Origin of the sequence: Roseobacter sp. SK209-2-6, assembly GCF_000169455.1 — a bacterium.
GTDB lineage: Bacteria > Pseudomonadota > Alphaproteobacteria > Rhodobacterales > Rhodobacteraceae > Pseudophaeobacter.
In genome coordinates, this window is sequence record NZ_AAYC01000008.1 from 142,179 (window position 1) to 164,559 (window position 22,381).

27 protein-coding genes are annotated in these 22,381 nt (G+C 55.2%); 11 read left to right on the top strand and 16 right to left on the bottom strand.

All coding sequences use genetic code 11. The features are described from left to right. Nucleotides 1–77: 77 nt before the first annotated feature. Genes RSK20926_RS13450 through RSK20926_RS13465 form a run of 4 tightly spaced genes read right to left on the bottom strand, consistent with a single transcriptional unit; the run spans nt 78 to nt 2,998 of the window. Complete coding sequence (locus tag RSK20926_RS13450) at nt 78–800, bottom strand: amino acid ABC transporter ATP-binding protein (protein WP_008207478.1); 723 nt, start codon at nt 798–800, stop codon at nt 78–80. After that, nucleotides 797–1,462 (bottom strand): amino acid ABC transporter permease, encoded by a 666-nt coding sequence (locus RSK20926_RS13455; RefSeq protein ID WP_008207479.1) that lies wholly within the window; start codon nt 1,460–1,462, stop codon nt 797–799. The genes RSK20926_RS13450 and RSK20926_RS13455 overlap by 4 nt, the downstream gene beginning before the upstream one ends. Before the next feature lie 11 nt (nt 1,463–1,473). Next, nucleotides 1,474–2,136 carry an amino acid ABC transporter permease gene (locus RSK20926_RS13460; RefSeq protein ID WP_037255143.1) on the bottom strand — a complete coding sequence of 221 codons (663 nt, stop codon included), beginning with the start codon at nt 2,134–2,136 and terminating at the stop codon, nt 1,474–1,476. 58 nt (nt 2,137–2,194) lie between these two features. Next, entirely contained in the window at nt 2,195–2,998 is an 804-nt protein-coding gene (locus RSK20926_RS13465; RefSeq protein WP_008207481.1) for a transporter substrate-binding domain-containing protein, read from the bottom strand. Nucleotides 2,999–3,130: 132 nt separating this feature from the next. Here RSK20926_RS13465 and RSK20926_RS13470 point away from each other — a divergent pair, with 132 nt between their 5' ends. Continuing rightward, the gene (locus RSK20926_RS13470) at nt 3,131–3,793 is read left to right on the top strand and encodes a GntR family transcriptional regulator (RefSeq protein WP_008207482.1); all 663 of its coding nucleotides are present in this window, start codon (nt 3,131–3,133) and stop codon (nt 3,791–3,793) included. A 73-nt stretch (nt 3,794–3,866) separates the two neighbouring features. Here the strand turns inward: RSK20926_RS13470 and RSK20926_RS13475 are convergent, their stop codons facing one another. Beyond that, nucleotides 3,867–4,787, bottom strand: a complete 921-nt coding sequence (locus tag RSK20926_RS13475) for a nucleoside hydrolase (RefSeq protein WP_037255146.1) — start codon at nt 4,785–4,787, stop codon at nt 3,867–3,869. Nucleotides 4,788–4,920: 133 nt separating this feature from the next. Next, nucleotides 4,921–6,018 (bottom strand): redox-regulated ATPase YchF, encoded by a 1,098-nt coding sequence (ychF, locus tag RSK20926_RS13480; protein ID WP_008207484.1) that lies wholly within the window; start codon nt 6,016–6,018, stop codon nt 4,921–4,923. Nucleotides 6,019–6,229: 211 nt separating this feature from the next. Between ychF and RSK20926_RS13485 the strand changes: the two genes are divergently transcribed. The 10 genes from RSK20926_RS13485 (at nt 6,230) to RSK20926_RS13530 (ending at nt 13,817) form a co-directional block, all read left to right on the top strand. Then, nucleotides 6,230–6,718 (top strand): acyloxyacyl hydrolase, encoded by a 489-nt coding sequence (locus RSK20926_RS13485; protein ID WP_037255192.1) that lies wholly within the window; start codon nt 6,230–6,232, stop codon nt 6,716–6,718. A 92-nt stretch (nt 6,719–6,810) separates the two neighbouring features. Then, a complete protein-coding gene (gene trpA, locus RSK20926_RS13490) occupies nt 6,811–7,602 on the top strand; it encodes a tryptophan synthase subunit alpha (RefSeq protein WP_008207487.1) in 792 nt (263 codons plus the stop codon). Nucleotides 7,603–7,764: 162 nt separating this feature from the next. Beyond that, nucleotides 7,765–8,931, top strand: coding sequence for an alpha-hydroxy acid oxidase (locus RSK20926_RS13495; RefSeq protein WP_008207490.1), 1,167 nt, complete (start codon nt 7,765–7,767; stop codon nt 8,929–8,931). Between the two features lie 60 nt (nt 8,932–8,991). After that, nucleotides 8,992–9,717 (top strand): hypothetical protein, encoded by a 726-nt coding sequence (locus tag RSK20926_RS13500; protein ID WP_008207493.1) that lies wholly within the window; start codon nt 8,992–8,994, stop codon nt 9,715–9,717. Nucleotides 9,718–9,835: 118 nt separating this feature from the next. Beyond that, nucleotides 9,836–10,465, top strand: coding sequence for a 50S ribosomal protein L25/general stress protein Ctc (locus tag RSK20926_RS13505; RefSeq protein WP_008207494.1), 630 nt, complete (start codon nt 9,836–9,838; stop codon nt 10,463–10,465). 242 nt (nt 10,466–10,707) lie between these two features. Beyond that, nucleotides 10,708–10,917 carry a hypothetical protein gene (locus RSK20926_RS23035; RefSeq protein ID WP_008207496.1) on the top strand — a complete coding sequence of 70 codons (210 nt, stop codon included), beginning with the start codon at nt 10,708–10,710 and terminating at the stop codon, nt 10,915–10,917. Nucleotides 10,918–11,035: 118 nt separating this feature from the next. Continuing rightward, entirely contained in the window at nt 11,036–11,734 is a 699-nt protein-coding gene (gene pth, locus RSK20926_RS13515) for an aminoacyl-tRNA hydrolase (RefSeq protein ID WP_008207498.1), read from the top strand. A 76-nt stretch (nt 11,735–11,810) separates the two neighbouring features. Then, complete coding sequence (locus RSK20926_RS13520; protein WP_008207500.1) at nt 11,811–12,974, top strand: serine hydrolase domain-containing protein; 1,164 nt, start codon at nt 11,811–11,813, stop codon at nt 12,972–12,974. A 9-nt stretch (nt 12,975–12,983) separates the two neighbouring features. After that, complete coding sequence (locus RSK20926_RS13525) at nt 12,984–13,367, top strand: DUF2237 family protein (protein ID WP_008207501.1); 384 nt, start codon at nt 12,984–12,986, stop codon at nt 13,365–13,367. A 129-nt stretch (nt 13,368–13,496) separates the two neighbouring features. Further along, nucleotides 13,497–13,817 (top strand): antibiotic biosynthesis monooxygenase family protein, encoded by a 321-nt coding sequence (locus tag RSK20926_RS13530; protein WP_008207503.1) that lies wholly within the window; start codon nt 13,497–13,499, stop codon nt 13,815–13,817. 86 nt (nt 13,818–13,903) lie between these two features. On the opposite strand, the gene amt is transcribed toward RSK20926_RS13530, so the two are convergent. The 10 genes from amt to rpsN form a co-directional block, all read right to left on the bottom strand. Continuing rightward, nucleotides 13,904–16,372, bottom strand: coding sequence for an ammonium transporter (gene amt / locus RSK20926_RS13535; RefSeq protein WP_008207505.1), 2,469 nt, complete (start codon nt 16,370–16,372; stop codon nt 13,904–13,906). Nucleotides 16,373–16,547: 175 nt separating this feature from the next. Continuing rightward, the gene (gene trpB / locus RSK20926_RS13540) at nt 16,548–17,807 is read right to left on the bottom strand and encodes a tryptophan synthase subunit beta (RefSeq protein ID WP_037255148.1); all 1,260 of its coding nucleotides are present in this window, start codon (nt 17,805–17,807) and stop codon (nt 16,548–16,550) included. Between the two features lie 200 nt (nt 17,808–18,007). Continuing rightward, entirely contained in the window at nt 18,008–18,220 is a 213-nt protein-coding gene (locus RSK20926_RS13545; protein ID WP_008207509.1) for a DUF1127 domain-containing protein, read from the bottom strand. Nucleotides 18,221–18,366: 146 nt separating this feature from the next. Further along, on the bottom strand, nt 18,367–19,752 hold the full coding sequence (locus RSK20926_RS13550; protein WP_037255152.1) for a hypothetical protein: 1,386 nt from the start codon (nt 19,750–19,752) through the stop codon (nt 18,367–18,369). Nucleotides 19,753–19,860: 108 nt separating this feature from the next. Next, nucleotides 19,861–20,049, bottom strand: coding sequence for a 50S ribosomal protein L30 (gene rpmD, locus RSK20926_RS13555; RefSeq protein ID WP_008207515.1), 189 nt, complete (start codon nt 20,047–20,049; stop codon nt 19,861–19,863). A gap of 12 nt (nt 20,050–20,061) precedes the next feature. Next, the gene (gene rpsE, locus RSK20926_RS13560) at nt 20,062–20,631 is read right to left on the bottom strand and encodes a 30S ribosomal protein S5 (protein WP_008207516.1); all 570 of its coding nucleotides are present in this window, start codon (nt 20,629–20,631) and stop codon (nt 20,062–20,064) included. Between the two features lie 111 nt (nt 20,632–20,742). Next, nucleotides 20,743–21,102 (bottom strand): 50S ribosomal protein L18, encoded by a 360-nt coding sequence (gene rplR / locus RSK20926_RS13565; protein ID WP_008207518.1) that lies wholly within the window; start codon nt 21,100–21,102, stop codon nt 20,743–20,745. A gap of 11 nt (nt 21,103–21,113) precedes the next feature. After that, the gene (rplF, locus tag RSK20926_RS13570) at nt 21,114–21,647 is read right to left on the bottom strand and encodes a 50S ribosomal protein L6 (RefSeq protein ID WP_008207519.1); all 534 of its coding nucleotides are present in this window, start codon (nt 21,645–21,647) and stop codon (nt 21,114–21,116) included. A gap of 12 nt (nt 21,648–21,659) precedes the next feature. Beyond that, nucleotides 21,660–22,052, bottom strand: a complete 393-nt coding sequence (rpsH, locus tag RSK20926_RS13575) for a 30S ribosomal protein S8 (RefSeq protein ID WP_008207521.1) — start codon at nt 22,050–22,052, stop codon at nt 21,660–21,662. Between the two features lie 13 nt (nt 22,053–22,065). Continuing rightward, nucleotides 22,066–22,371, bottom strand: a complete 306-nt coding sequence (gene rpsN / locus RSK20926_RS13580; RefSeq protein WP_008207523.1) for a 30S ribosomal protein S14 — start codon at nt 22,369–22,371, stop codon at nt 22,066–22,068. Nucleotides 22,372–22,381 lie beyond the last annotated feature (10 nt).

Sequence of the window (22,381 nt, forward strand, 5' to 3'; positions counted from 1 at the left end):
TTTGTTGACGCTCCGGGGATTAGGCCGGAGGTTTTGTTTTCATTCGTAATTTTTGAACTGAGGGTCGGCTTGCAGTGCTAGCGCACGTTGGCAAGGAAACCTCGTGTATGAGGGGACTGTGCCTCACCAAAGATCTGCGATGGTGGACCGATCTCTTCCATCACGCCCTGGTGAAAGAAGGCGACCCGATCAGAAACATCGCGTGCAAAGCCCATCTCATGGGTGACGCAGATCATGGTCATTCCCTCTTCAGCAAGCATCCGCATGGTCTCCAGCACCTCGCCCACCAGTTCGGGGTCAAGGGCTGAGGTCGCCTCATCAAAGAGCATATAGTCGGGCTCCATCGCCAGAGCGCGGGCGATGGCCAGGCGCTGCTGTTGCCCACCAGAGAGCGCACCCGGATAGACCCTGAGCTTATCCCCAAGGCCCACATGCGCCAGCTGCCGTTCGGCGATTTCATCCGCTGCCTTGCGGTCAAGGCCACGCACAATCCGGGGCGCCAGTGCTACATTCTCTTGGACCGTCAGATGCGGAAAGCTGTTCCACTGCTGAAAGACCATGCCCAATTTCTGGCGCAGTTTGTTGAGGTCAGCGCCCTTGGCGTGAACATTCTGGCCATCAACCTCCACTTGCCCGCCCTGGATCTCCTCCAACCCGTTGATACAGTAAAGCAGCGTTGACTTGCCGGACCCGGAGGCCCCGATCACCGAGAGCACCTCCCCTTTTTCGACATCCAGGTCGATGCCTTTCAGGACATGCAACGCGCCAAAATACTTCTGAAGTCCACGAATTTCGATCATGCGTGAGCCCACCTTTGTTCAAGCCGCGCCGCATAGCGCGAGATCGGATAGGAGAGCGCGAAATAAAACGCGCCAGCGATTGAGAGAATGAGAAAGGGTTCCTGGGTCCGGGTGATCAGGATCTGGCTGGCCTTCAGCAGTTCGACATAGCCCAGCACCGAAACCAATGCGCTGTCCTTCATAACCCCGAGGGCAACGCCAACCCAGGCCGGAAAGACGGCGCGTCCACCGATGGGCAGCGCCACATAACGCAGATCCTGCCAGTAACTCATCCCCAAGCTTCGCGCGGCCCGACGCATGGGCTGGCCCACTGCTTCGATGCCACCTCGCGCGACATTGGCGACGAGTGCAGCTGTGTAAATCGCCAGGATCACCACACCAGAGGCAAAGGGATCCAGATTGAGGCCCAGGATGGGTGCAAAATTGTAAAACAGCACCAGCTGGATGATTAGGGGAACAGAGCGAAAGATATCTAGCACCGGCGCCAGCGTAAGGGACGCCCAGATCCGGCCTTCGTACAAAAGCCAGCCAAAGATGATACCGAAAAAGGTACCGATAGAAATGGCCAGGCCCGAGATCAACAGGGTTCGCCAGGCCGCTTCTGCCAGAAACAGGAGGTCCGAAGGCTGAAAGCCGCTGAAAAAACTGATGGGTTGGGACATATTCAAACTCCTCAGTAACGGAACAGGCGGCTGGCGAGCAGACGCGAGGCCCCGAGGATGATCTTGACGATCACGTAGTAGATCACTGCTGTGACCGCGAAGTATTCAAAGATGCGGAAGGTACGAGAGGCAAAGAACTGGGTCTCACCAGAGAGTTCACGAAAGCCAACCAGCATGCCCAGCGAGGACATCAGCACAGCCCAGACCATCTGATTGGTCACCGGGTGATAAACGATGCGCAGCACCTGCGGGATGACAATGCGCAGATAGGCCTGCGTCGCCGTCATCCCCAAGGAACGCGCCGCGCGCATCTGCGTTTCAGGTATTGCCTGAAAGCCACCCCGGAAATTCTCTGCCAGGTAACCGGCGCAGTTGAACGTCAACCCAGCCAGCACGATGGCATAAGGCGACAGATGCAGCCCAAAGGCGCCCAGCCCAAAGCCAAAGAAGAAGAGCTGAAACAAGGCGGGGGTATTGCGTGCAAACTCTACCCAAGTCGTTGCAATCCAGTTGAGTGGTCCCCGCATGTTCAAGCGTATCAAAGCCAGCCCCAATGCGATCAAGATGCCCAGGATCATTGCTAAGGACGCAACCTGTAGGGTGAGCAGGCCCGCCTCTATCAGATCGGGCAGATCCCGCATGACCGGTCGCCAATGGAAGTTGTAGTCAAACATCAAAGAAGCTTTCGCAGCGCCCCTCCCTGCCCCGATGACAGGAAGGGGCAACAGAGGATCAGTACATCACGCCTGGAATGCGCAGCTCAGGTGCAGAACCACCGACATATTTCCCCCAAAGCTCCTCATAGCGTCCCGAGCGCACCTGATGAGTTACAAAGAGGTTCAGATAGTTGAGCCAGGTCACATCCAGACGTGGACCGACAACCGAGGTGTAATCTGTGGTCCAGGGCATCCGCGGACCCGCTTCGACATTGTCGTATTGCCCGGTCACTGGCTTAACCGCCGTGTTGGTTGTGAGGCCAATATCTGCCTTACCCTGGGCAACCGCCAGGAAGACTTCGTTTTCAGATTGGTAGCCCTGATAAAGGTGCTCTTCCCCCCATTCGCCTGCAATCTTGAGCCACTCCTGCTCTGGCACGGTCCCCACCGCGCCGGCCACGCGCTTGCCGCGAACATCATCAAAACTCTTGATGCCGCTCTCTGCATTTACCACGCCCTGGGCATAGTAAATCGCATAGGGAATGGTGAAGCCAACGGTGCGAGCCCGGGCCAGCGAGTCCGATGTGCCGCCAAAGACCACGTCAGCGCGACCGGTAACGATCACCGGCAGGCGCTCTGCCCAAGTGACCGGCAGGATTTCATAATCCACCTCCAACGCTGCGGCCAGATCGGCGCAGTATTCCACGTCAAAGCCAGCTGGTTCATTGTTGGCATCCCGGTAGCCAATGGGCGGAAAATCCAGAACGACGCCGCAGCGTAGAGTTCCGCGATCCACCACGTTATCCAAGGTATCCGCAACAGCTGCCCCTGTGCTGCTCAGTCCAATAGCCAGCCCCAAGGCCGCAAGTTTCTTCAGCATGATTTCCTCCCTATCTGCCAATTTGGTGAATCATGTTATATTTCATATTGGATCCAATTTACAATATATATTCTCTGTCAGCTTTTCACGGCGTGAAATTCAGGTTACAGAGGTTGCAGGAGGAACCCCTGTATGAAGTTGAAATCTGTTGATATTTCCAAGACCGCCTCGGCCTCTTCGATTGTTTTCGAAGCGCTGCGCAGGGCGATCATTGAGGGGGATCTGACCGAAGGCGAACCTCTGCGACAGGATGAAATCGCACGACTTTTCAACACCAGTCGAATCCCTGTGCGTGAGGCAATCTCACGCCTTGAGGAACATGGTCTGGTCAAGACACAGCGCTATAAAGGGGCCGTCGTTTCAGGCCTGTCCGTGACAGAGGCCGAGGAGATTTTCGACTTTCGCGCCCTGGTCGAACCCGAAGTCATCCGACGCGCGGTGCCGCAGATGTCACAGGAAACCCTGGCTCAGGCACGCGACTCCTGGGCAGCTTTTTCGGAGGCGGACGACCCTATGACCTGGGGGGAGTTGAACCGGGATTTTCATTCGGTGCTCTATCAGGCCAGCGGGCTGCAATACCACCTCGACATTATTGACAATGCCATGGACCGGATCGACCGCTATTTGCGGGCGCAACTTGTGCTTTCAAATGGGATGGAGCGCGCCAACGAGGAACACATGGGGATTTGGCAGGCCTGCATGGATGGGAACGCTGAACTGGCAGCCGAAAGAACCCGCCAGCATATTACTGGCGCCAGAGAGAGCCTGCTGCAGAATCTGAGCAACCTGCGCTAGTCAAAAAGCACTTCGGCCGACACCCTGCAAGGCACCGGCCGAAACGAAGAACTCCTGGGATAGCCTCCAGGTTTTAGGGTAGCAGCGCCAAACGTTGCAAAAACAGGTTCTTCACCTTCTCAGACTGCACACCCATGCAAACAGCTGTCCCAGCGCGAAGGCTTTCGGGATCAACAACGGTAGCGCCGCTCTCCTCTCCCTCGCAGGTCACCGTGAGTGGGACTGAACGGGTTTCGAACAGCTCGGGGTGAGTGCAGGCGATAACCGCAGCAGGATCGTGCAGCGAGCATCCATCGAACTTGCCAACGGTTTCGTAGAAATGCAGGTAGAATTTTGACATCTCCTGCAGCATGCCGCCCAGATCGGGTGATTGACCTGCGATGGAGGTAAAATCCTCTTTGGTGCAGAGGATCCGATGGGTCACATCCAGCCCAACCATTACGATATTGCCACCAGAGCCAAAGACCACATCTGCTCCGTGGGGATCATGGTAGATATTGGCTTCGGCATAGGGGGTGATATTCCCCCCCTCTTCCAAAGAGCCGCCCATGATCACAATGCGCTTTACGTTTTTGACAAACTCTGGATCACGCTGGATTGCATGGGCGATATTGGTCAGCGGGCCAATCGGACAGACCACCAGCTCTCCCTTATGCTCGCGCGCCATGCGGATCAGAAAATCCGCCGCGTCCTCTGTAATCGCCTGCCCTTTGGGCGCCTCAGCCGGGATGTCGCCAAAGCCCTCTTCCCCATGCACATGTGCAGAGGGCGTAAAAGGCGGCAGCATCAAGGGCACATCAGCCCCTTTGGCTACAGGCAAATCCAACCCTGCCTTTTCCAGCAGGCGCAACGCGTTGCGGGTAGCGGTCTTGGTGGTGACATTGCCAAAAATCGTCGTTAGCCCCAGCAATTCGATATCCGGCGCTGCTGCCGCATAGAAAATCGCCATAGCATCGTCGATGCCGGGATCCGTGTCGATAATTAGCTTGGTCATACCGGTCTCCACATTGGTAAGGGATGATGCCTATACTTCCGTTAGCGCCAACGCAAGCAAGAAGCAGCCTCTTGAAAAAACGAAAGACGCGCCCCTGAGCAGGGCGCGCCTCGTGTTAGGAAAGATGGTTTGATCAGTTATTGAACAGGAAATGCATTACATCGCCATCCTTGACGATATAGCTTTTCCCTTCAGCCCGCATCTTGCCCGCTTCCTTGGCGCCTTGCTCACCATTGCTGGCGATGTAGTCGTCATAAGCGATGGTTTCGGCTCGAATGAAGCCTTTTTCAAAATCGCCATGGATAACCCCAGCTGCCTGCGGTGCGGCGGTGCCGGACTTGATGGTCCAGGCGCGGGCCTCTTTGGGGCCAACAGTGAAATAGGTTTCCAGATGCAACAGCTCATAGCCTGCGCGGATCAGACGGTCGAGGCCCGCCTCCTCCAATCCCATTTCCTCCAGGAACATCTGGGCTTCTTCAGCCTCAAGCTGGCTGATCTCTTCTTCGATCTGAGCGGAGATCACCACATGGGAGTTGCCCTGCGCCGCAGCCATCTCCGCAACCTTGGCAGAGAAATCGTTGCCTTCAGCGGCCTCGGCCTCTCCCACGTTGCAGACATAAAGAACGGGCTTGGTCGAAAGGAGCTGCAGCATTTTCCAGGCTTTGGCGTCCTCTGCATCCACCTCAACCAGGCGCGCGGGCTTGCCGTCTTCCAGCATAGCCTGCGCCTCGGCCAGGAGGCGATCCTGCTGCTGCGCTTCTTTGTCGTTGCCTTTCAGCTTGCGCACCAGATTGGCGCGACGCTTCTCGATACTTTCAAGGTCGGCCAGCATCAGCTCTGTTTCGATAGTTTCAGCATCGGCCACCGGATCGACACGCCCATCCACATGGGTGACGTCGCCATCCTCAAAACAGCGCAGCACATGGGCGATCGCGTCAGTTTCACGGATATTGGCAAGGAACTGATTGCCCAGGCCTTCGCCCTTTGAAGCCCCCTTTACCAGACCGGCAATATCGACAAAGGTCATCCGCGTTGGAATGATCTGTTTGGAGCTGGCAATTGCCGCCAGTTTATCCAGACGCTCATCCGGCACGCCGACTTCCCCCACATTGGGCTCAATCGTGCAGAACGGAAAATTCGCCGCCTGCGCAGAGGCGGTTTTGGTCAAAGCGTTGAACAGGGTCGACTTGCCAACATTCGGCAGACCCACGATTCCCATTTTAAAGCCCATGACGGCCTCCTGATGCCATTTGGAAGCTGCTTCTATGCAGCAATTGCCTTTGGCGCAAGGTGAGCTGCAGCCTGACAACAAATTCCCCGACAACCAAAAAAATGTAATAAAACATCTCAAACTATCGCAACTGCGTGTGAAGAGGTTTATTTAGGCTCACATGCACCTATTTCATATTGCGATCTTACCAAAAGCCTCAGGATTGAAAAAAATGCGAAGACTACTTTCTGCTGCAGCAATCGCCCTTGCTACCGCTGCCCCGGCTATGAGTCAGGAAATAATTTTTGGGGCAGGATATAGCGATTACTCTTTGGCCGGTGCTGAAGACGGGGCTGTTTTCTCGGTCGAGTATCTGCATAGCCCCTTTCACGAACATAGTCGCTTTTCGGCCCGTTTCGGCGGCGTACTAGAGCTGGTCTCCACCGGCGACGCTTTTGTTGGCGTCGGTCTCAGCGGCAACCTTGACCTGAACAATGATTGGTTTGTCGAAACCAGTGTCATGCCCGGCGCCTATTTCGAGAACGCTCCGCTCAATGACCTCGGATCAACCTTTGAAATCCGCAGTCAAATCGCTTTGGGCAAACGCCTGCGCAATGGTACGGCTCTGTCCCTAGCCCTGAGCCACAAATCCAACGCTTCGACTGCCAGCCTTAATCCGGGCGTGAACGTCCTGTCGCTGCGCTGGCACAAGCCGCTTTAACACCCGACAAAGTAAATTCGCCCCTCAGCGCGGGATTGATTTCCCGCGCACCTTCCGGCACACCGGTGCAGTAAGTTTCGAGAGGCCCGATCATGACCCGTATTGATGCAACATTCGCTGAACTCAAAGCCGCCGGTAAAAAGGCCTTTGTGTCCTATGTCATGGCCGGGGACCCGGATTATGAGACCTCGCTGGAACTGGTAAAAGGATTGCCCGCTGCAGGGGTTGATATCATCGAACTCGGCCTGCCCTTTACCGATCCGATGGCGGATGGCCCCACAATTCAGCTGGCTGGTCAGCGAGCACTTGATGCGGGCATGACCCTGGCCAAGACTCTTGAACTTGCGACTGAGTTTCGCAAGGAAGACGACACGACCCCTATTGTTCTGATGGGATACTACAACCCGATCTATAATCGCGGCGTAGAGAATTTCCTGAGTGATGCAAAAGCGGCTGGGATTGATGGTTTGATCGTGGTGGACCTACCACCAGAAGAAGACGAAGAGCTCTGCATCCCCGCTCAAAAAGCTGGCTTGAACTTTATCCGTCTTGCGACCCCTACAACAGACGATAAACGCCTGCCAACCGTACTGCAGAACACCTCTGGGTTTGTATACTATGTGTCTGTTACCGGCATTACCGGAGCTGCCGAAGCACAGGCAGGCGACGTTGGCCCCGAAGTGGCACGCATCAAATCTGCAACCGATCTGCCCGTCATCGTTGGGTTCGGCATCAACACGCCTGAAAAGGCGCAGAACATTGCCTCCATTTCGGATGGCGCAGTTGTTGGCAGCGCCATCGTGAGCCAGGTCGCTTCTGGAAAACCTCTTCCAGAGGTACTGGAGTTTGTCCGCGCCCTTGCTGATGGCGCCCATTCGGCCTGATCTGGCCGAAACCAGCACAAAGCAACTTCTAAACACCAAGGCCTGCGGAGATCTTCCCGGAGGCCTTTTTCTTGTTGCAACGCCTGCGGCAATAGAACCATTGCACCAGCACATCTAAATTGGTAAGAAAAATTTACCACGCAACGAGTCGAGGACAAACCAGTGCCGGTGATCACAAATATCGAGGACTTAAAACGCATTTATCAGCGCCGCGTCCCGCGGATGTTCTACGACTATGCTGAAAGTGGCAGCTGGACCGAACAGACATTCCGGGAAAACACATCCGACTTTGAAAAGATCCGTCTACGCCAGCGGGTCGCCGTCGATATGTCAGGGCGCAGCACCCAAAGCCAGATGATTGGTCAGGATGTCGCCATGCCTGTTGCCCTCGCTCCTGTGGGCTTGACGGGAATGCAACATGCCGATGGTGAGATCAAAGCCGCTAAGGCGGCAGAAGAGTTCGGCGTTCCCTTTACGCTTTCCACCATGTCGATCAATTCGATCGAAGAAGTCGCAGAGGCCACCAGTAAACCCTTCTGGTTCCAACTCTACACCATGAAGGACGAAGACTATATCCGGCGCCTGATGCAGCGCGCTAAGGATGCTAAATGCTCCGCCCTGGTGATCACCCTGGACCTGCAGATCCTGGGACAACGGCACAAAGATCTAAAAAATGGTCTCTCCGCCCCGCCGAAATTGACCCCCTCTACCGTTGCCAATCTGATGACCAAATGGACCTGGGGCCTGCAGATGCTGGGCGCCAAGAGGCGCAACTTCGGCAATATCGTCGGCCATGTGCATGGGGTTTCAGATACTTCACAGCTGGGGGCTTGGACGGCAGAGCAATTCGACCCCTCACTGGATTGGGGTAAGGTCGAAAAGCTGATGGAGATGTGGGGCGGCAAGGTCATCCTAAAGGGCATTCTGGACGCCGAAGACGCAAAGATGGCTGCCAAACTAGGAGCAGATGCCATTGTCGTGTCCAACCACGGCGGACGCCAATTGGACGGCGCGCTCAGCTCGATCCGGATGTTGCCCCAAATTTTGGACGCTGTTGGCGATGATGTCGAAGTACACCTCGACAGCGGCATTCGCTCCGGTCAGGACGTCTTGAAGGCCCTTGCGATGGGGGCAAAAGGCACCATGATCGGCCGCGCCTTTGTCTATGGCCTGGGCGCGATGGGACAACAGGGGGTAACCGAAGCCCTGAACGTGATCCACAAAGAGCTGGACACCACAATGGCCCTTTGTGGGGAGCGTGAGCTAGGCAACCTTGGACGTCACAATCTTTTGATCCCTGACGATTTTGAGGGCCAGTGGCAGGAATAGCCACCTCCTTTCTCTTCGCAATAGCGGCGCGACTGTCAAAACGGCCTAGCGAAAGAACACATGCCACCTAACAACAACGCCAGAGCACAATTGCCCTGGCGCGCGCCCCATCGCTTTGACAGGTGGAATGGGCTACGCAATAGTGCCCGCAAACAGATATCGGGCAGCAACGTGCAGATCTTTTTCAAAGAAAACCTGGCTATTCTGGCCGTTCCAAAGACCGGAACTACTGCTTATGAACGCACCCTTCGCCCCCATGCGGACATAGTCTTTGCCAAGGGGCGCAAACACATGACAGCGGGTCAGTATCACAACAAAACTTCCAAATTCCTCAGGCGGCTTTATGGGATCAGCCCCGAGGTTCTAGCGGTCATGCGCAATCCCTTAGAACAGTTGCGCAGTTGGTACAGATACCGCAGTCGCCTCGCCAATGCGGGCCACGGCACCGCAGGCATCTCTTTTGACGCCTTTGTAGAAGCGGTTTTACAAGATGATCCGCCACTCTTTGCACAAATCGGGAGCCAGCATCACTTTCTGACCCTGCGCGACGGCCGCCTGCCCGTTCACCATCTTTTTGCTTATGAAAACCAAAATCAGTTCCGAAAGTTTCTCTGCCAACGCTTTGACCAACAGCTTGAATTCCGCCCACAGAATGTTTCGCCTGCCAAACAGGCCCCACTTTCGCCGGAAATCGAGGCGCGCCTGCGACAGGTTCGGGCAAAGGAATTTGAGCTTTATCAGCGGTTGCGAGACAGTGGCGGGTATCTCCACCAGCAAAATCTGTGACTTTGGCAGATATTCCTGACCAGGCACTTGCTTTTTGAACGACACTAGGCTACGCGCACGACTTCACGCGGGGTGACAGCCTTGGAGGCACCCTGCCCTAGAAAATTGGAGAATTCAAATGGCAAAAGAGATTCCTGATCTCGTAGCCCAGGCACGCGCGGGGACGGGCAAGGGCGCCGCTCGCGCAGCGCGTCGCGCTGGCATGGTTCCTGGTGTTGTTTATGGTGGCGACGTTGAGCCCCAAGCGATCCAGATTCCCTTCAACGAACTGCTGAAAAAGCTGAAAGCTGGCCAGTTCAAATCCACACTGTGGAACCTGAAGGTTGAAGGTCAAGAAGACGTGCGCGTGATCTGCCGTGACGTACAGCGTGATGTTGTCAAAGATCTGCCAACGCACCTCGATCTGATGCGCCTGCGCCGCACCTCGAAAATCAACCTGTTCATCCCGGTTGAATTCCTGAACGAAGACACCTGCCCAGGCATCAAAAAAGGCGGCATGCTGACTGTTGTCCGCCCTGAGGTTGAGCTGGTTGTGACCGCTGGCGACATCCCTGAGAAGATCGTAGTTGACCTGGCTGACAAGGCTATCGGCGACGTGATCACCATCTCTTCGATCGATCTGCCCGGTGGCTCCAAGCCAACCATCGACCGTGACTTTGTTGTTGCCAACATCGCGGCACCTGGCGGTCTTTCTTCTTCCGATGACGAAGACGGTGAAGAAGCCGAAGCAGAAGCTGCAGAAGCATAAGATCAGTCCTCCTCCTGGAGGATGTGATGGAACGGAGCCCATTGGGCTCCGTTTTTCTTTTCCCAAAGCTAAAAGTGGCTTCTTGACCATAGATCGCGGGACTGGGTGCCGCCTAGACAGGCAGTAGACAGGTAGGATTTTGATTTAACCCTTAGTTACTTCTCTCATCTCTGGTTACCATTCGTTTGTCATTTCTCGGCAAAGCTCGGTTTCGCATGATGAATTAACCGGGGGGTGTTTTCATGTTGAACCAATTGGATAAGGAAGAGGCCAAGCTGCGTCGAAAGCTGCTGCTGCGTCTCCTCAAAGGCTTTAACTTTGACGCGCCACGTTTTCAGAGCGAAGCGATTTCAGATGCCATTCCGCGCCAGCTCATGACGGCTGAAACAGAACAGTACAAGAAACGTCATTTCTTGAAACCGGCTGACTACGCCAGGCCATCACTGGCCTAGCCGCCTCTATTTTCAAGCGCACAACAGAGCATGGCTGGATTTTCTCCGTCATAAAGGCCATATGGCCAGAGCGGGCCGGGCAAGTCCCCCCGCTCAAATCTGATTGGTGAGGCATCAAATGAAACTCTTTGTCGGGCTTGGAAATCCGGGCCAGAAATATGCTCAGAACCGACACAACATCGGTTTCATGGCCCTGGATCAGATTGCATCGGATCATGGGTTTTCGCCGTGGAAGTCCAAATTCCAAGGCGAAATCTGCGAAGGCAATCTTACCGGTAACAAGGTCCTTTCGCTGAAACCACAAACCTTCATGAACCTCTCAGGGCAGGCCGTGGGTGAAGCCATACGCTTTTACAAACTCACCACGGCTGATGTGGTGGTGTTTCACGACGAATTGGATCTTGCGCCGGGCAAGTGTCGTTTCAAGCAGGGCGGTGGCCATGCTGGGCACAATGGGCTGCGTTCAATCCATTCGCATATCGGAGCCGACTATGCCCGAGTGCGCCTGGGGATCGGGCATCCCGGTCACAAAGATGCGGTCTCGGGCTATGTATTGCGCGACTTCCCAAAAGCCGACGCCAATTGGCTGGATGACCTCTTGCGGGGGATCTCCGACGGGGCTGCACAGCTGGCCGCAGGAGATAGCGGTAAATTCATGAATGCGGTCGCTCTTAGGGTGGCACCTCCCCGCAGCTCTGGGTCTCAGAAACCCGAGAAAGCGAAATCGGCTCCCTCTTCCACCGAAACAACGGGGGGCCCTTCCCCTCAAGAAGATGCCCGCTCCCCACTTGAACGCTTGGTTGACAAATTCCGCTGATCGCAACCTTCCGTGGCGTCGTCTTTGCCCCAACGGCTGACAGGGACTATGCCTGAAACCTACGGGAGGGATCGATATGCGACAGTTTTTCAAACTTCTTCTTCGCGGTCTTTTGGCTGGGGCCGTCGTCGTGGCAGCGCTGGCATTTTGGAAATGGGACGAAATTCAGCGCCTACTTGCGGTTAACTCTCTGTTCTCAGAAGAAAAGATCGTTGCCAATTTCTCCAATATGGAAGGCGCGTTCCTAACAACACCGATTTCGCGGGGAGATGCCGCTGTCAGCGAGCTACCAAACGGCGCTGAAATGGAGTTGCCCACCGAGGTTTCTGACTGGATCGAAGAGCGATCGGTGACCTCTCTCTTGGTTCTGAAAGCCGGAGAGATCCGCCATGAGAGTTACCACTTGGGCACAAAGGCAAGCGATCGGCGCATTTCCTGGTCCGTCGCCAAGAGCTATCTTTCCGCTTTATTCGGCGTTCTTCTGGAGGAGGGCAAAATCGCATCGATTGATGACCCGGTCACCAAATACGCCCCCCTTCTGAAAGGCAGCGCCTATGAGGGGGCCAGCATTCGCAATGTGCTGAACATGGCCAGCGGTGTCACCTTTGATGAGGACTACCTCGACTATGATTCAGACATCAACCGCATGGGTCGCGAAATCGCCCTGGGCGGCACTCTAGATCAGTTCTCTGCCGCCTTGAACGAGAGTTTCGCAACGCCAGGTGAGACCTGGCAATATGTCTCTATCGACACGCATGTGATTGGTATGGTGATCCGGGGTGCCACCGGGCAGAATATCGCAGATCTGATGCAAGAGAAGATCATCGCGCCACTGGGATTGGAACGTGACCTTTACTACGTCACTGATGGGGAGGGGGTTGCCTTTGTGCTTGGCGGCCTCAACATCACAACCCGTGACTATGCTAGATTTGGCCAGATGATCGAACAAGATGGCCAGTTTGGGGGCAAACAAATCGTGCCCAGCGACTGGATCAAAGCCTCAACCGCCGCAACCGCGCCGACCAAACCCGGCAAAATCGGTTACGGGTATCAATGGTGGATCCCCATTGGCGCCACGGAAGGGGAGTTCTTGGCTCGCGGTGTCTATGGTCAGTATATTTACATAAACCAACCATTGGATGTCGTGATTGTTTCCACCGCCGCGGATCGCAAATTCCGCGAAAAGGGGATCAATCGGATGAATATCGAAATCTTCCGCAAGATAGCAGGAATGCTGTAACCTGCCCCTATGAAACCAGATCCAAGCATCAATGTCCTTGGCGGGGTGCTCGCACCCTGCTCCACCGAACCCTTGACCGGCTTTTTCCGCGATGGCTCCTGCAACACCTGCACCGAGGATCACGGAAGCCATACTGTTTGTGCTATCATGACAGCAGAGTTCCTGGCCTATTCAAAATATGTCGGAAACGATCTCTCGACACCGCAGCCCGCGTTTGGCTTCCTAGGCCTGAACCCAGGCGATCACTGGTGCCTTTGTGCCTCGCGGTTTTTGCAGGCGGCGGAAGAAGGCTGCGCACCCAAAGTCAATCTGGAGGCTACACATCAGCGCGCCCTGGACATCGTTCCCTTGACCATATTGGAAGCACATGCGGCCACTGGAGGGGCTGCGTAAAATTACAGGAAAAGACGGGTCATTGACCTTTCTTCCCCAAAGCCGCTATGGCTGCTTTATCACCAGCCCCGCTACCTCCTCGGTCCGCTCATGCCAGCTCCCTTTCATGAAGATAGACAGGAGACAGTCATGAGCTATATCGCCATGAACCGGTTTAAGATCCGCCCAGGCCGCGAAACCGATTTTGAAAACATCTGGAAAGAGCGGGAATCCCGCTTGAACGAACTGGCAGGCTTTCGCGAGTTCCGCCTCCTAAAAGGCCCCGCGACAGAGGAATTTCAGCTCTATTCCAGCCATGTCATCTGGGACAGCCGCGAAGATTTTGAGGCCTGGACCAAATCTGAGCAATTCCGCGCCTCCCATCGCAACGCCGGTAAGCGTGAAGGTGAGAGTCCGATCCTAGGTCATCCACAATTTGAAGGCTTTGAGACCGTCTTGCACGAGGCGTGACTGGTAGAGGAAAGTCAAAGACACCTTTCCAAAGAATAGGGCTGCCATGAATTTCATGGCAGCCCTTGTTCGGGCTCTGGCTCCCCCTAAGACCCCGTAGCCTTGCGGGCAGATGTCTCATCCGTTGAGTCTTCGGTATTTTCTGCGTTGGAGCTATGTTGCTCCTGCTCTTGCCAGTCGCGATCTTGCTGAGTTTCTTCATTATCTAGAATGAAACCCTGCATGGAACCCGAGAGGGCATTGGAAAGATCGGCAACGGACTCCGCCTCTTTGGTGAGATTCTCTGCATCCTCTGCACTGGACTCGGCACTGTTTTGCAGGCTCAGAGCGACTTCGATACTCTCCCCCAGCTTCGCTTCGTTTTCTTTGGTTCTTTCCAAAACCACCGCGGCCTGCCCCTGCACATGCTGAATAGAACGCGCCACGGTTGAGGCACTCTTGGAAGCGCGCTCCATCCGGTTGGAGATATCGTCAGTCACTTCACGTTGGGAGTTCACAGCTGTTGTGATGCTCTCTACAGCGCCATGAATCGTGGTCATCAATCCGGTAATTTGCCCAATGATCGAAGAGGCATCGTCGGATTGGTTACGCATGCGTCCGATCCGGTTTTTGATTTCCTCTGCTGCGTTCCCCGTTTCAATCGCCAAGCTCCGTACCTGCGCAGCCACAATCGCGAAGCCTTTACCGGATTCGCCTGCGCGGGCGGCCTCGATGGAGGCATTGATTGCAAGCATATTGGTCTGAAGAGTGATCTTCTGGATCAGCTCGATCACGGTCTCGATTTCACGGGAAGCGTCCGACAGAGCCCCCATTGTTGCGACTGCCTCATTCGAGAGGGTGTTCGCTTGTTGCGTTACTTCGCTGGTAGAATCGGTGTTTTGAGAGATTTCCTTGATGGCCAACATCAACCCGCTGATTGCCTCTGTCACAGAGGCAACCTCCCCTGACATACCATCTGCACTATCGGTAATCAGGGTGACCTCTTTCAGGATCTCAGTGGCCGTCTCGCGGTTGTCTCTGGCATTCTCACCCATTGCAGAAGCGTGATCCTTCACCTCTACCGACAATGTGCTGGTGCCCTGTGCTTCGCGGCGAAATTGGCTGGAGAGACGCTCCAACCCGGCGGAGGATTTCTGCATCTGCTCCGCATGATCCCGGATCCCCAGCACCATCGAATGTACCTGAGCAATGAAAGGGTTAAAAAGCGTTGCGAGTTCCGCCGCCTCATCACCCGAAGTTTCATCAAAACGGCGGCTAAGGTTCACCTGACCTCTGGTCATCTCGATGAGGCTTTCTTGCAAGGCACCGGTCCCCAGCGAAGCGCCATGCTCCGTTACATTGAGACCTGTGATCTCCGCCTCTGCAGTCACCCGGATCCCAAGTGTCATGTCCACGAGCTTGAAGAAAACCAGGCTGACGCCAAAGGCCCAGACAAAGGTAATTCCAACGCCTTCTAGCTGTACCAGCGCCTGTTCCCAGGCAGAGGCCGCGACCAATTTGTCCGGCAGAGCGAAGAAGGCCAACAGGACCGTGCCCCAAGCGCCGCAAACGCCATGGACAGATACCGCTCCAACAACGTCATCCAGCTTGAGCACACGCTCAATGAAACGCTCGGACAAAACGACCAGAACACCAGCACTCAGGCCAATGACGAGCGCGCCATGTGCCCCGACCGCATCACAGCCTGCTGTGATCGCGACCAAGCCCCCTAGGCTGCCGTTGATTGGGCGATGGGCGACCTTGTAGCCATCAATCATGATGCCAAGCACAAGCCCACCCAAACCGCCAAAACAGGCCGCAACAAGAGTGTTAAAGATGATATGGGCAATAGCCGGATCAGAGGCTGTGGTGGACCCGCCATTGAAGCCAATCCAGCCAACCCAGAGCGCAATTGCCCCGGCTGTAGCCAGAACATAGCTGTGCCCCTGGATCTGATTGACCTCGCCATTCTCCGAGAACTTGCCAATTCGCGCGCCCAGAATGATGATGGCAGCCAGGGCGACCCAGCCGCCCACAGAGTGAACAACCGTAGAGCCTGCAAAGTCGATAAAACCCTTGTCGGCCAGATAGGCTGGATTATCGCCATTGAGCAGATTGCCCCAGGCCCAGTGGCCGCTGACCGGATAGACAACAAGCACGATGAAGACCGCGGCTATCCAGTAGGCATGGAACTTCATACGCTCGGCAACAGATCCCGACATGATGGTTGCAACTGTTCCGGCAAAGACCGCCTGGAACACAAAGAAGGTGTATTGCCAGTCTTCCACACCATCAAAGGCAAAGGTATCGGTGCCGATCAGCCCAGCCCAGGAAGTCCCAAACATCAGCCCAAAGCCAAGCAAATAGAATGCGGAGACAGAGACGAGAAAATCGATAACGTTTTTCTGAGCAACGTTAATGCTATTCTTGGATCGCGACATTCCGGCTTCTATCAGCAGAAATCCTGCCTGCATGATGAGAACCAAAGCAGCGGCGATAAGTGTCCAAGTGTGGTTGCTTGAAACTTGAAGTTGATCAAGTGTTGCAAACACCTCGTCAAGGGCGGGACTTTGCATTGAAACCTCGGCACAAAAAACAGTTACCGGGCTAAGCTACTCAGAAGTTCATAAGACATAGTGAATATCCAGCTTTTAGGGGATTTATTCGCCGCTCTCCCCTAAAACGAAAGAAACACCACCTAATACAAGGCGGTGTTTCTGCGACTTAGCTAAGCGTTTTCACAAATCAGCACTAGTCCTCTAGGTTGCGCCCCTCTTCAGTGTCCGACATGTCGAACCCAAGATGGCGGGCAACTGTAAAGACATCCTTGTCGCCGCGGCCACACATGTTCATCACAATGATATGGTCATTTGGCAGTTCAGGAGCGATCTTCATCACATGGGCCAATGCGTGGCTTGGTTCCAATGCCGGAATGATGCCTTCCATGGCGCAACACAGCTGGAAGGCCTCCAGCGCTTCCTTATCCGTGATAGAGACATATTCAGCGCGGCCGGTTTCATGCAGCCAGGAGTGCTCGGGCCCAATTCCTGGATAATCCAGCCCGGCAGAGATCGAGAAGCCCTCTTGAATCTGGCCATCTTCGTCCTGCAGCAGATAGGTGCGGTTGCCATGCAGCACACCTGGGCGCCCACCGGTCAGCGAGGCGCAGTGCTGCATACGATCATCAACGCCTTTGCCACCGGCCTCGACTCCGATAATTTTCACGCTGGAATCATCGAGGAAGGGGTGAAACAGGCCAATCGCATTGGAGCCACCACCAATCGCAGCAATCACGGTGTCGGGCAGACGGCCTTCACCCTCTTGCTCTGCTAGTTGCCAACGCACCTCTTTGCCGATGATGGATTGGAAGTCGCGAACAAGCGCCGGATAGGGATGCGGACCTGCGGCGGTACCGATGCAATAGAAAGTGTCGCGCACATTGGTCACCCAGTCGCGCAGGGCGTCGTTCATGGCATCTTTGAGCGTTCCACGCCCGGACGTCACGGGAATGACCTCAGCCCCCAACAAGCGCATACGGAAAACATTCGGAGCCTGGCGCTTAACGTCATGCGCGCCCATGTAGACCACACATTTCAATCCGAATTTCGCGCAAACAGTGGCGGTCGCGACCCCATGTTGCCCGGCACCGGTTTCCGCAATGATCCTGGTCTTGCCCATGCGGCGCGCCAGCAAGATCTGACCCAACACGTTGTTCACCTTATGGGCGCCCGTGTGGTTCAGCTCATCGCGCTTCATATAGACCTTTGCACCACCAAGATGGGCGCTTAGCCGTTCCGCGTGATAAAGCGGGCTTGGGCGGCCGACATAGTGCTTCCACAGCGAATCCATTTCGGCCCAGAAAGAGGGATCATCCTTTGCCTTATTGTACTCTTCTTCCAGGCTCAGGATCAGCGGCATCAGCGTCTCGGAGACAAAACGTCCACCAAAGATGCCAAAACGCCCCTGCTCATCCGGCCCGTTCATAAAGCTGTTGAAAAGATCGTCGGCCATGGTTCTTCCCTTTATCGCAGCACCAGACATGACTATCGCGCGCGCTTCTGCGGGTAAAGGGAGTGGAATGGATTTAGCCAGCCAGATCCGGGGAATTCCATCCCCTCCCGCCCCTGAAACGCGAAACACCCCTGCATTCTGCAGAGGTGTTTAGACGTTTTACTGTGTCTACAGGTACGAAGCCCTGACCAAACAGCAAATTAGCCGTGGTAAACGTGCTTATACGCGATCTCGGCGATGTCACAGCGGCGCAGACCGATATCTGCCAACTCACGGTTGGTCAGCCGCGACAGTTCCGCATAAGTACGCTTGTACTCACGGCTGCGGGCCCAATTGACCCCTACCTGTGCAGCAAAGGCGCGCAGGCGCGCAAAGAGGGTGAATTCTGCGGCGGTGTTCTGGACAAAAGCCATATTCGATTTTCCTTTTTCTCTGACCGGGACCCATTCCCCAGTCCTTTTCAGTGACCTTTTAGGTACAGCTGAAATAAAGGATTTCTTTTGGCGCTAACAACCACCGCTTCGGTCAACCCGCTATGCACTCAGCGCATGGGAGTGCTTCAAAGCGCCGCGAATTGCCACTCAACAAGGAAACGACTAAGGTTGGTCGAAATTATGCCGTTGTGCGTTGGAAACCGCTTCGAACTGCTTTTTGCATAATCTATGGTGTTTTTGTTAGTTTGAATATTCCAAATGATACCGTACTGGGCCATGACCGGTCGCTGCGAAAGATCAATGCTATATTCATTGTAATCCTGATTGTAGCAACTTTCGCCCGGCGCGTAGTATGGATAAAGAATGGCTGATTTGCTCTCTCCCGACCGTACGGGAGCAATTATGTTTAAAGGCACATGGCTGTTTTCAAGATCATCCCGGCAACCGCGAGCTCCAGATGCTGTTTGGTCACTCCCCTCATGCTCAAATCTCAGAACGTGGGTCTGATAAGCCCTGCGAAGCCCTATGGGGTGAATCGAACGCCGCCTTGCACGGTCGCAGACATCCACCGCGCCGCCTATACGCCCCAATCGGAAGGCGGTGTTCAGCGCGAAATCATCCTTGCTAGAAATCAACAGCAGCCCAGGTGGCTCTGCGCTTTGCGAAACCTTCCTCACCTTGGGTCCGAAAATTCCATCGAAGCAGGAGGAGTTAATCGCCGGCTGCAAGCCGACAGTTAGGACATGTTCGCCAAAAGGGAACCGGTTCTTGGGTGAATAATCCTCAATGAAAAACCTGCTGACCAGCCTGGCGCCGAGCGAATGGGACAAGATCAACATCTTGTCCCCCCGCTGCGGATTCAATCTGCTGGAAATCTGCTTGAAGGAATAGAAAACCGAATTCTTACTGCGCAGTTTCCCCAGGTAGTCCGCCTTGTGTGACCTATTATTCAGCGTAAAGGTTTTGAATGGACGCGTCAGGATCGTGTCACCGCGCCAACCGACAAAGACGCCAATAACTTCAGGGATATCTGTTTCGCCGCGTAGTTCCATCTGCCTCCGCAAATGCTCCACTTGCCGTGCCAAAAGAAACTTGAATTTGACCGGATCATCGACAACGTCATTGCTGGTGAACGGCGTCTCGGAACCCTGATGATGCCCATGCACAAAAGCAACCACATAGACGCGTCTGCCCGTACGCTTCACCTGCTCGATTCTTTTTAGAGCCTCGCTCAATTGCGCAGGATCATGCAGCCGCCCCGCGTCGGAAAACTCCAGCCATCCGTGGCTAAAACTGAGTGGGCGTTTGTGATCTTTATCTCGTTGGTCGCTAAAGCTCCAACCGTAGAGGTTCGAATACATCTGCCGTTCCTCAAAGAAAGGAACGCCGGGGCGAACGGGGTGAAAGGCACGATCAGGCTGACACTTCAGCCAGGGGTGGCAATCTTTGCTCCCGGCCAGCAAAGAGAGGGGAGTTAGTAAAAAGACAACGGTTAAAATCCACTTCAACATAATTATCCCCTCTAAAACTCTCCTCAAAGTAGCAGAATCCAGGCTTCGAAAACACAAAAAAACGCCCCCGGTTTCCCAGAGGCGTTTTCCAAGAATATCAAACGAGGCTTAGCCGCGCTCTTCGATGATCTCTACCAGATGCGGGATCTTGTTGACCATGCCGCGCACGGAAGGGGTATCTTCCAGCTCGCGGGTCTTGTGCATCTTGTTCAGGCCCAGGCCAACCAGGGTTGCGCGCTGTTCGGCGGGGCGACGGATCGGGGAACCGATCTGCTTAACGACGATGGTTTTTGCCATGAGTTCGTCTCCTTACGCTTCTGCAGCTTCAGCGGCAGGTGCTTCTTCCCGCTTGGGCAGGATGTCAGCAACTTTCTTGCCACGACGCTGAGCAACCGAACGGGGGCTGGCTTCTTTGGTCAGGCCGTTGATGGTTGCGCGGATCATGTTGTAGGGGTTCTGCGAGCCGATCGACTTAGAGACAACGTCTTTCACGCCGAGCATCTCGAAAACTGCACGCATTGGACCACCGGCGATGATACCGGTACCTTCAGGTGCGGTCCGCATGACAACCTTGCCGGCGCCGTGACGACCATCGATGTCGTGGTGCAGAGTGCGGCCCTCTTTCAGAGGTACACGAACCATTTGACGCTTGGCTTGCTCAGTCGCCTTGCGGATGGCCTCAGGTACTTCTTTCGCTTTACCTTTGCCAAAGCCGACGCGGCCTTTCTGATCGCCAACAACAACCAGGGCAGCAAAACCAAAGCGCTTACCGCCTTTTACGGTTTTGGAGACGCGGTTGATCGCGACCAGGCGGTCTGCGAATTCCGGTGTTTCTTCTTCACGGCGGCCACGGCCACGGCGATTTTCACGTTCTGCCATCAGGCATTCCTTTCTGACTGGCGCTAGGCGCCGATTATTCCAATCCTGGTGAAGGGCCTCGAGAAGGCCCCTCCCGGATCATCGGGGCGGCGTCACCGCCGCCCGCAGGTCTTAGATCTTCAGACCACCTTCACGCGCAGCGTCGGCCAGAGCCTTCACTTTGCCGTGGAAGAGGAAACCGCCGCGGTCGAAGTAAGCTTCTTCCACGCCTGCCGCCTTGGCGCGCTCGGCGATAACCGAACCCACTTTGGTGGCTGCTTCGACGTTGTTCTTGCCAACGAAGCCAAGATCTTTTTCCAGGGTCGAAGCCGCTGCCAGGGTCTTGCCCTGTACGTCGTCGATCAGCTGAACCGAAAGGTTCTTGTTCGAACGATGTACGGAAAGACGCAGACGGCCGGCGTTGACCTTGCGAAGTTTGTTCCGGACGCGCAGGCGACGCTTCAGAAACAGGGTACGTTTGCTGTTTGCCATTGTGCTGGTCCTTACTTCTTCTTGCCTTCCTTGCGGAAGATGAATTCGCCCTTGTAGCGGATGCCTTTGCCTTTGTAGGGCTCGGGACGGCGCCATTCGCGGATTTTCGCCGCGACTTCGCCCACCTGCTGCTGGTCGATACCTTCCACAACGATTTCAGTCTGCTTCGGAGCGGTAATGGTGATACCTTCCGGAGCTTCGAAATCTACATCATGCGAGTAGCCCAGGTTCAGCTTCAGGGTGTTACCCTGCATCTGAGCCCGGTAACCCACACCCTGGATCTCCAGTTCTTTTTTGAAGCCCTGGGTCACGCCTGTCACCAAGTTGGCAACCTGGGTGCGGGACATGCCCCACTGCTGGCGCGCACGCTTGGACATGCCACGCGGGGTTACCGCAACAGCGTTGTCCTCAACAGAGAGGGTCACATCATCGGTGGCTGTGAAGCTGCGGGTGCCTTTGGGACCTTTGACTTCGACGGTCTGGCCGGAGACGCTCGCGGTAACACCGCTGGGCAGTTCGACCGGTTTTTTACCAATACGGGACATCAATAAGCCTCCTTAGAAGACGGTGCAGAGCACTTCGCCGCCAACATTGGCTGCGCGTGCGTTTGCATCCGACATCACACCCTTAGGGGTGGAGACAATCGACACACCCAGACCCTGACGGACCTGTGGGATGTCATTGACGCCCATGTAAACGCGACGGCCAGGCTTGGAGACCCGCTTCACTTCGCGAATGACAGGCTCGCCATCGAAGTACTTGAGGCTGATTTCCAGAGCCGGGTGGCCATCGGAACCAGTGGTTTTCTCATAGCCGCGGATGTAGCCCTCGTCTGCCAGCACATCCAGAACCCATGCGCGCAGTTTCGACGCAGGGGAGCTTACGGTGGACTTGCCGCGCAGCTGAGAGTTACGAATACGGGTGAGCATATCGCCGATAGGATCGTTCATATCTGTCTCTCCCTTACCAGCTCGATTTCACCATGCCGGGGATCTGGCCATTGGAGCCCAGTTCCCGCAGAGCAATACGGCTTACCTTAAGCTTACGGTAGTAAGCGTGAGGACGGCCGGTCAGCTGGCAGCGGTTGTGTAGACGGGTTGCCGAGGAGTTCCGCGGCAGTTTCGCCAGTTTCAGACGCGCTTTGAAACGCTCTTCCATTGGGCGGCTCTCGTCATTCGCGATTTCTTTCAGCTCGGCGCGTTTCGCGGCATATTGTGCCACCAGACGCTCGCGCTTTTTCTCGCGTTCGATCATTGCTTTTTTAGCCATGTCTTTTCCT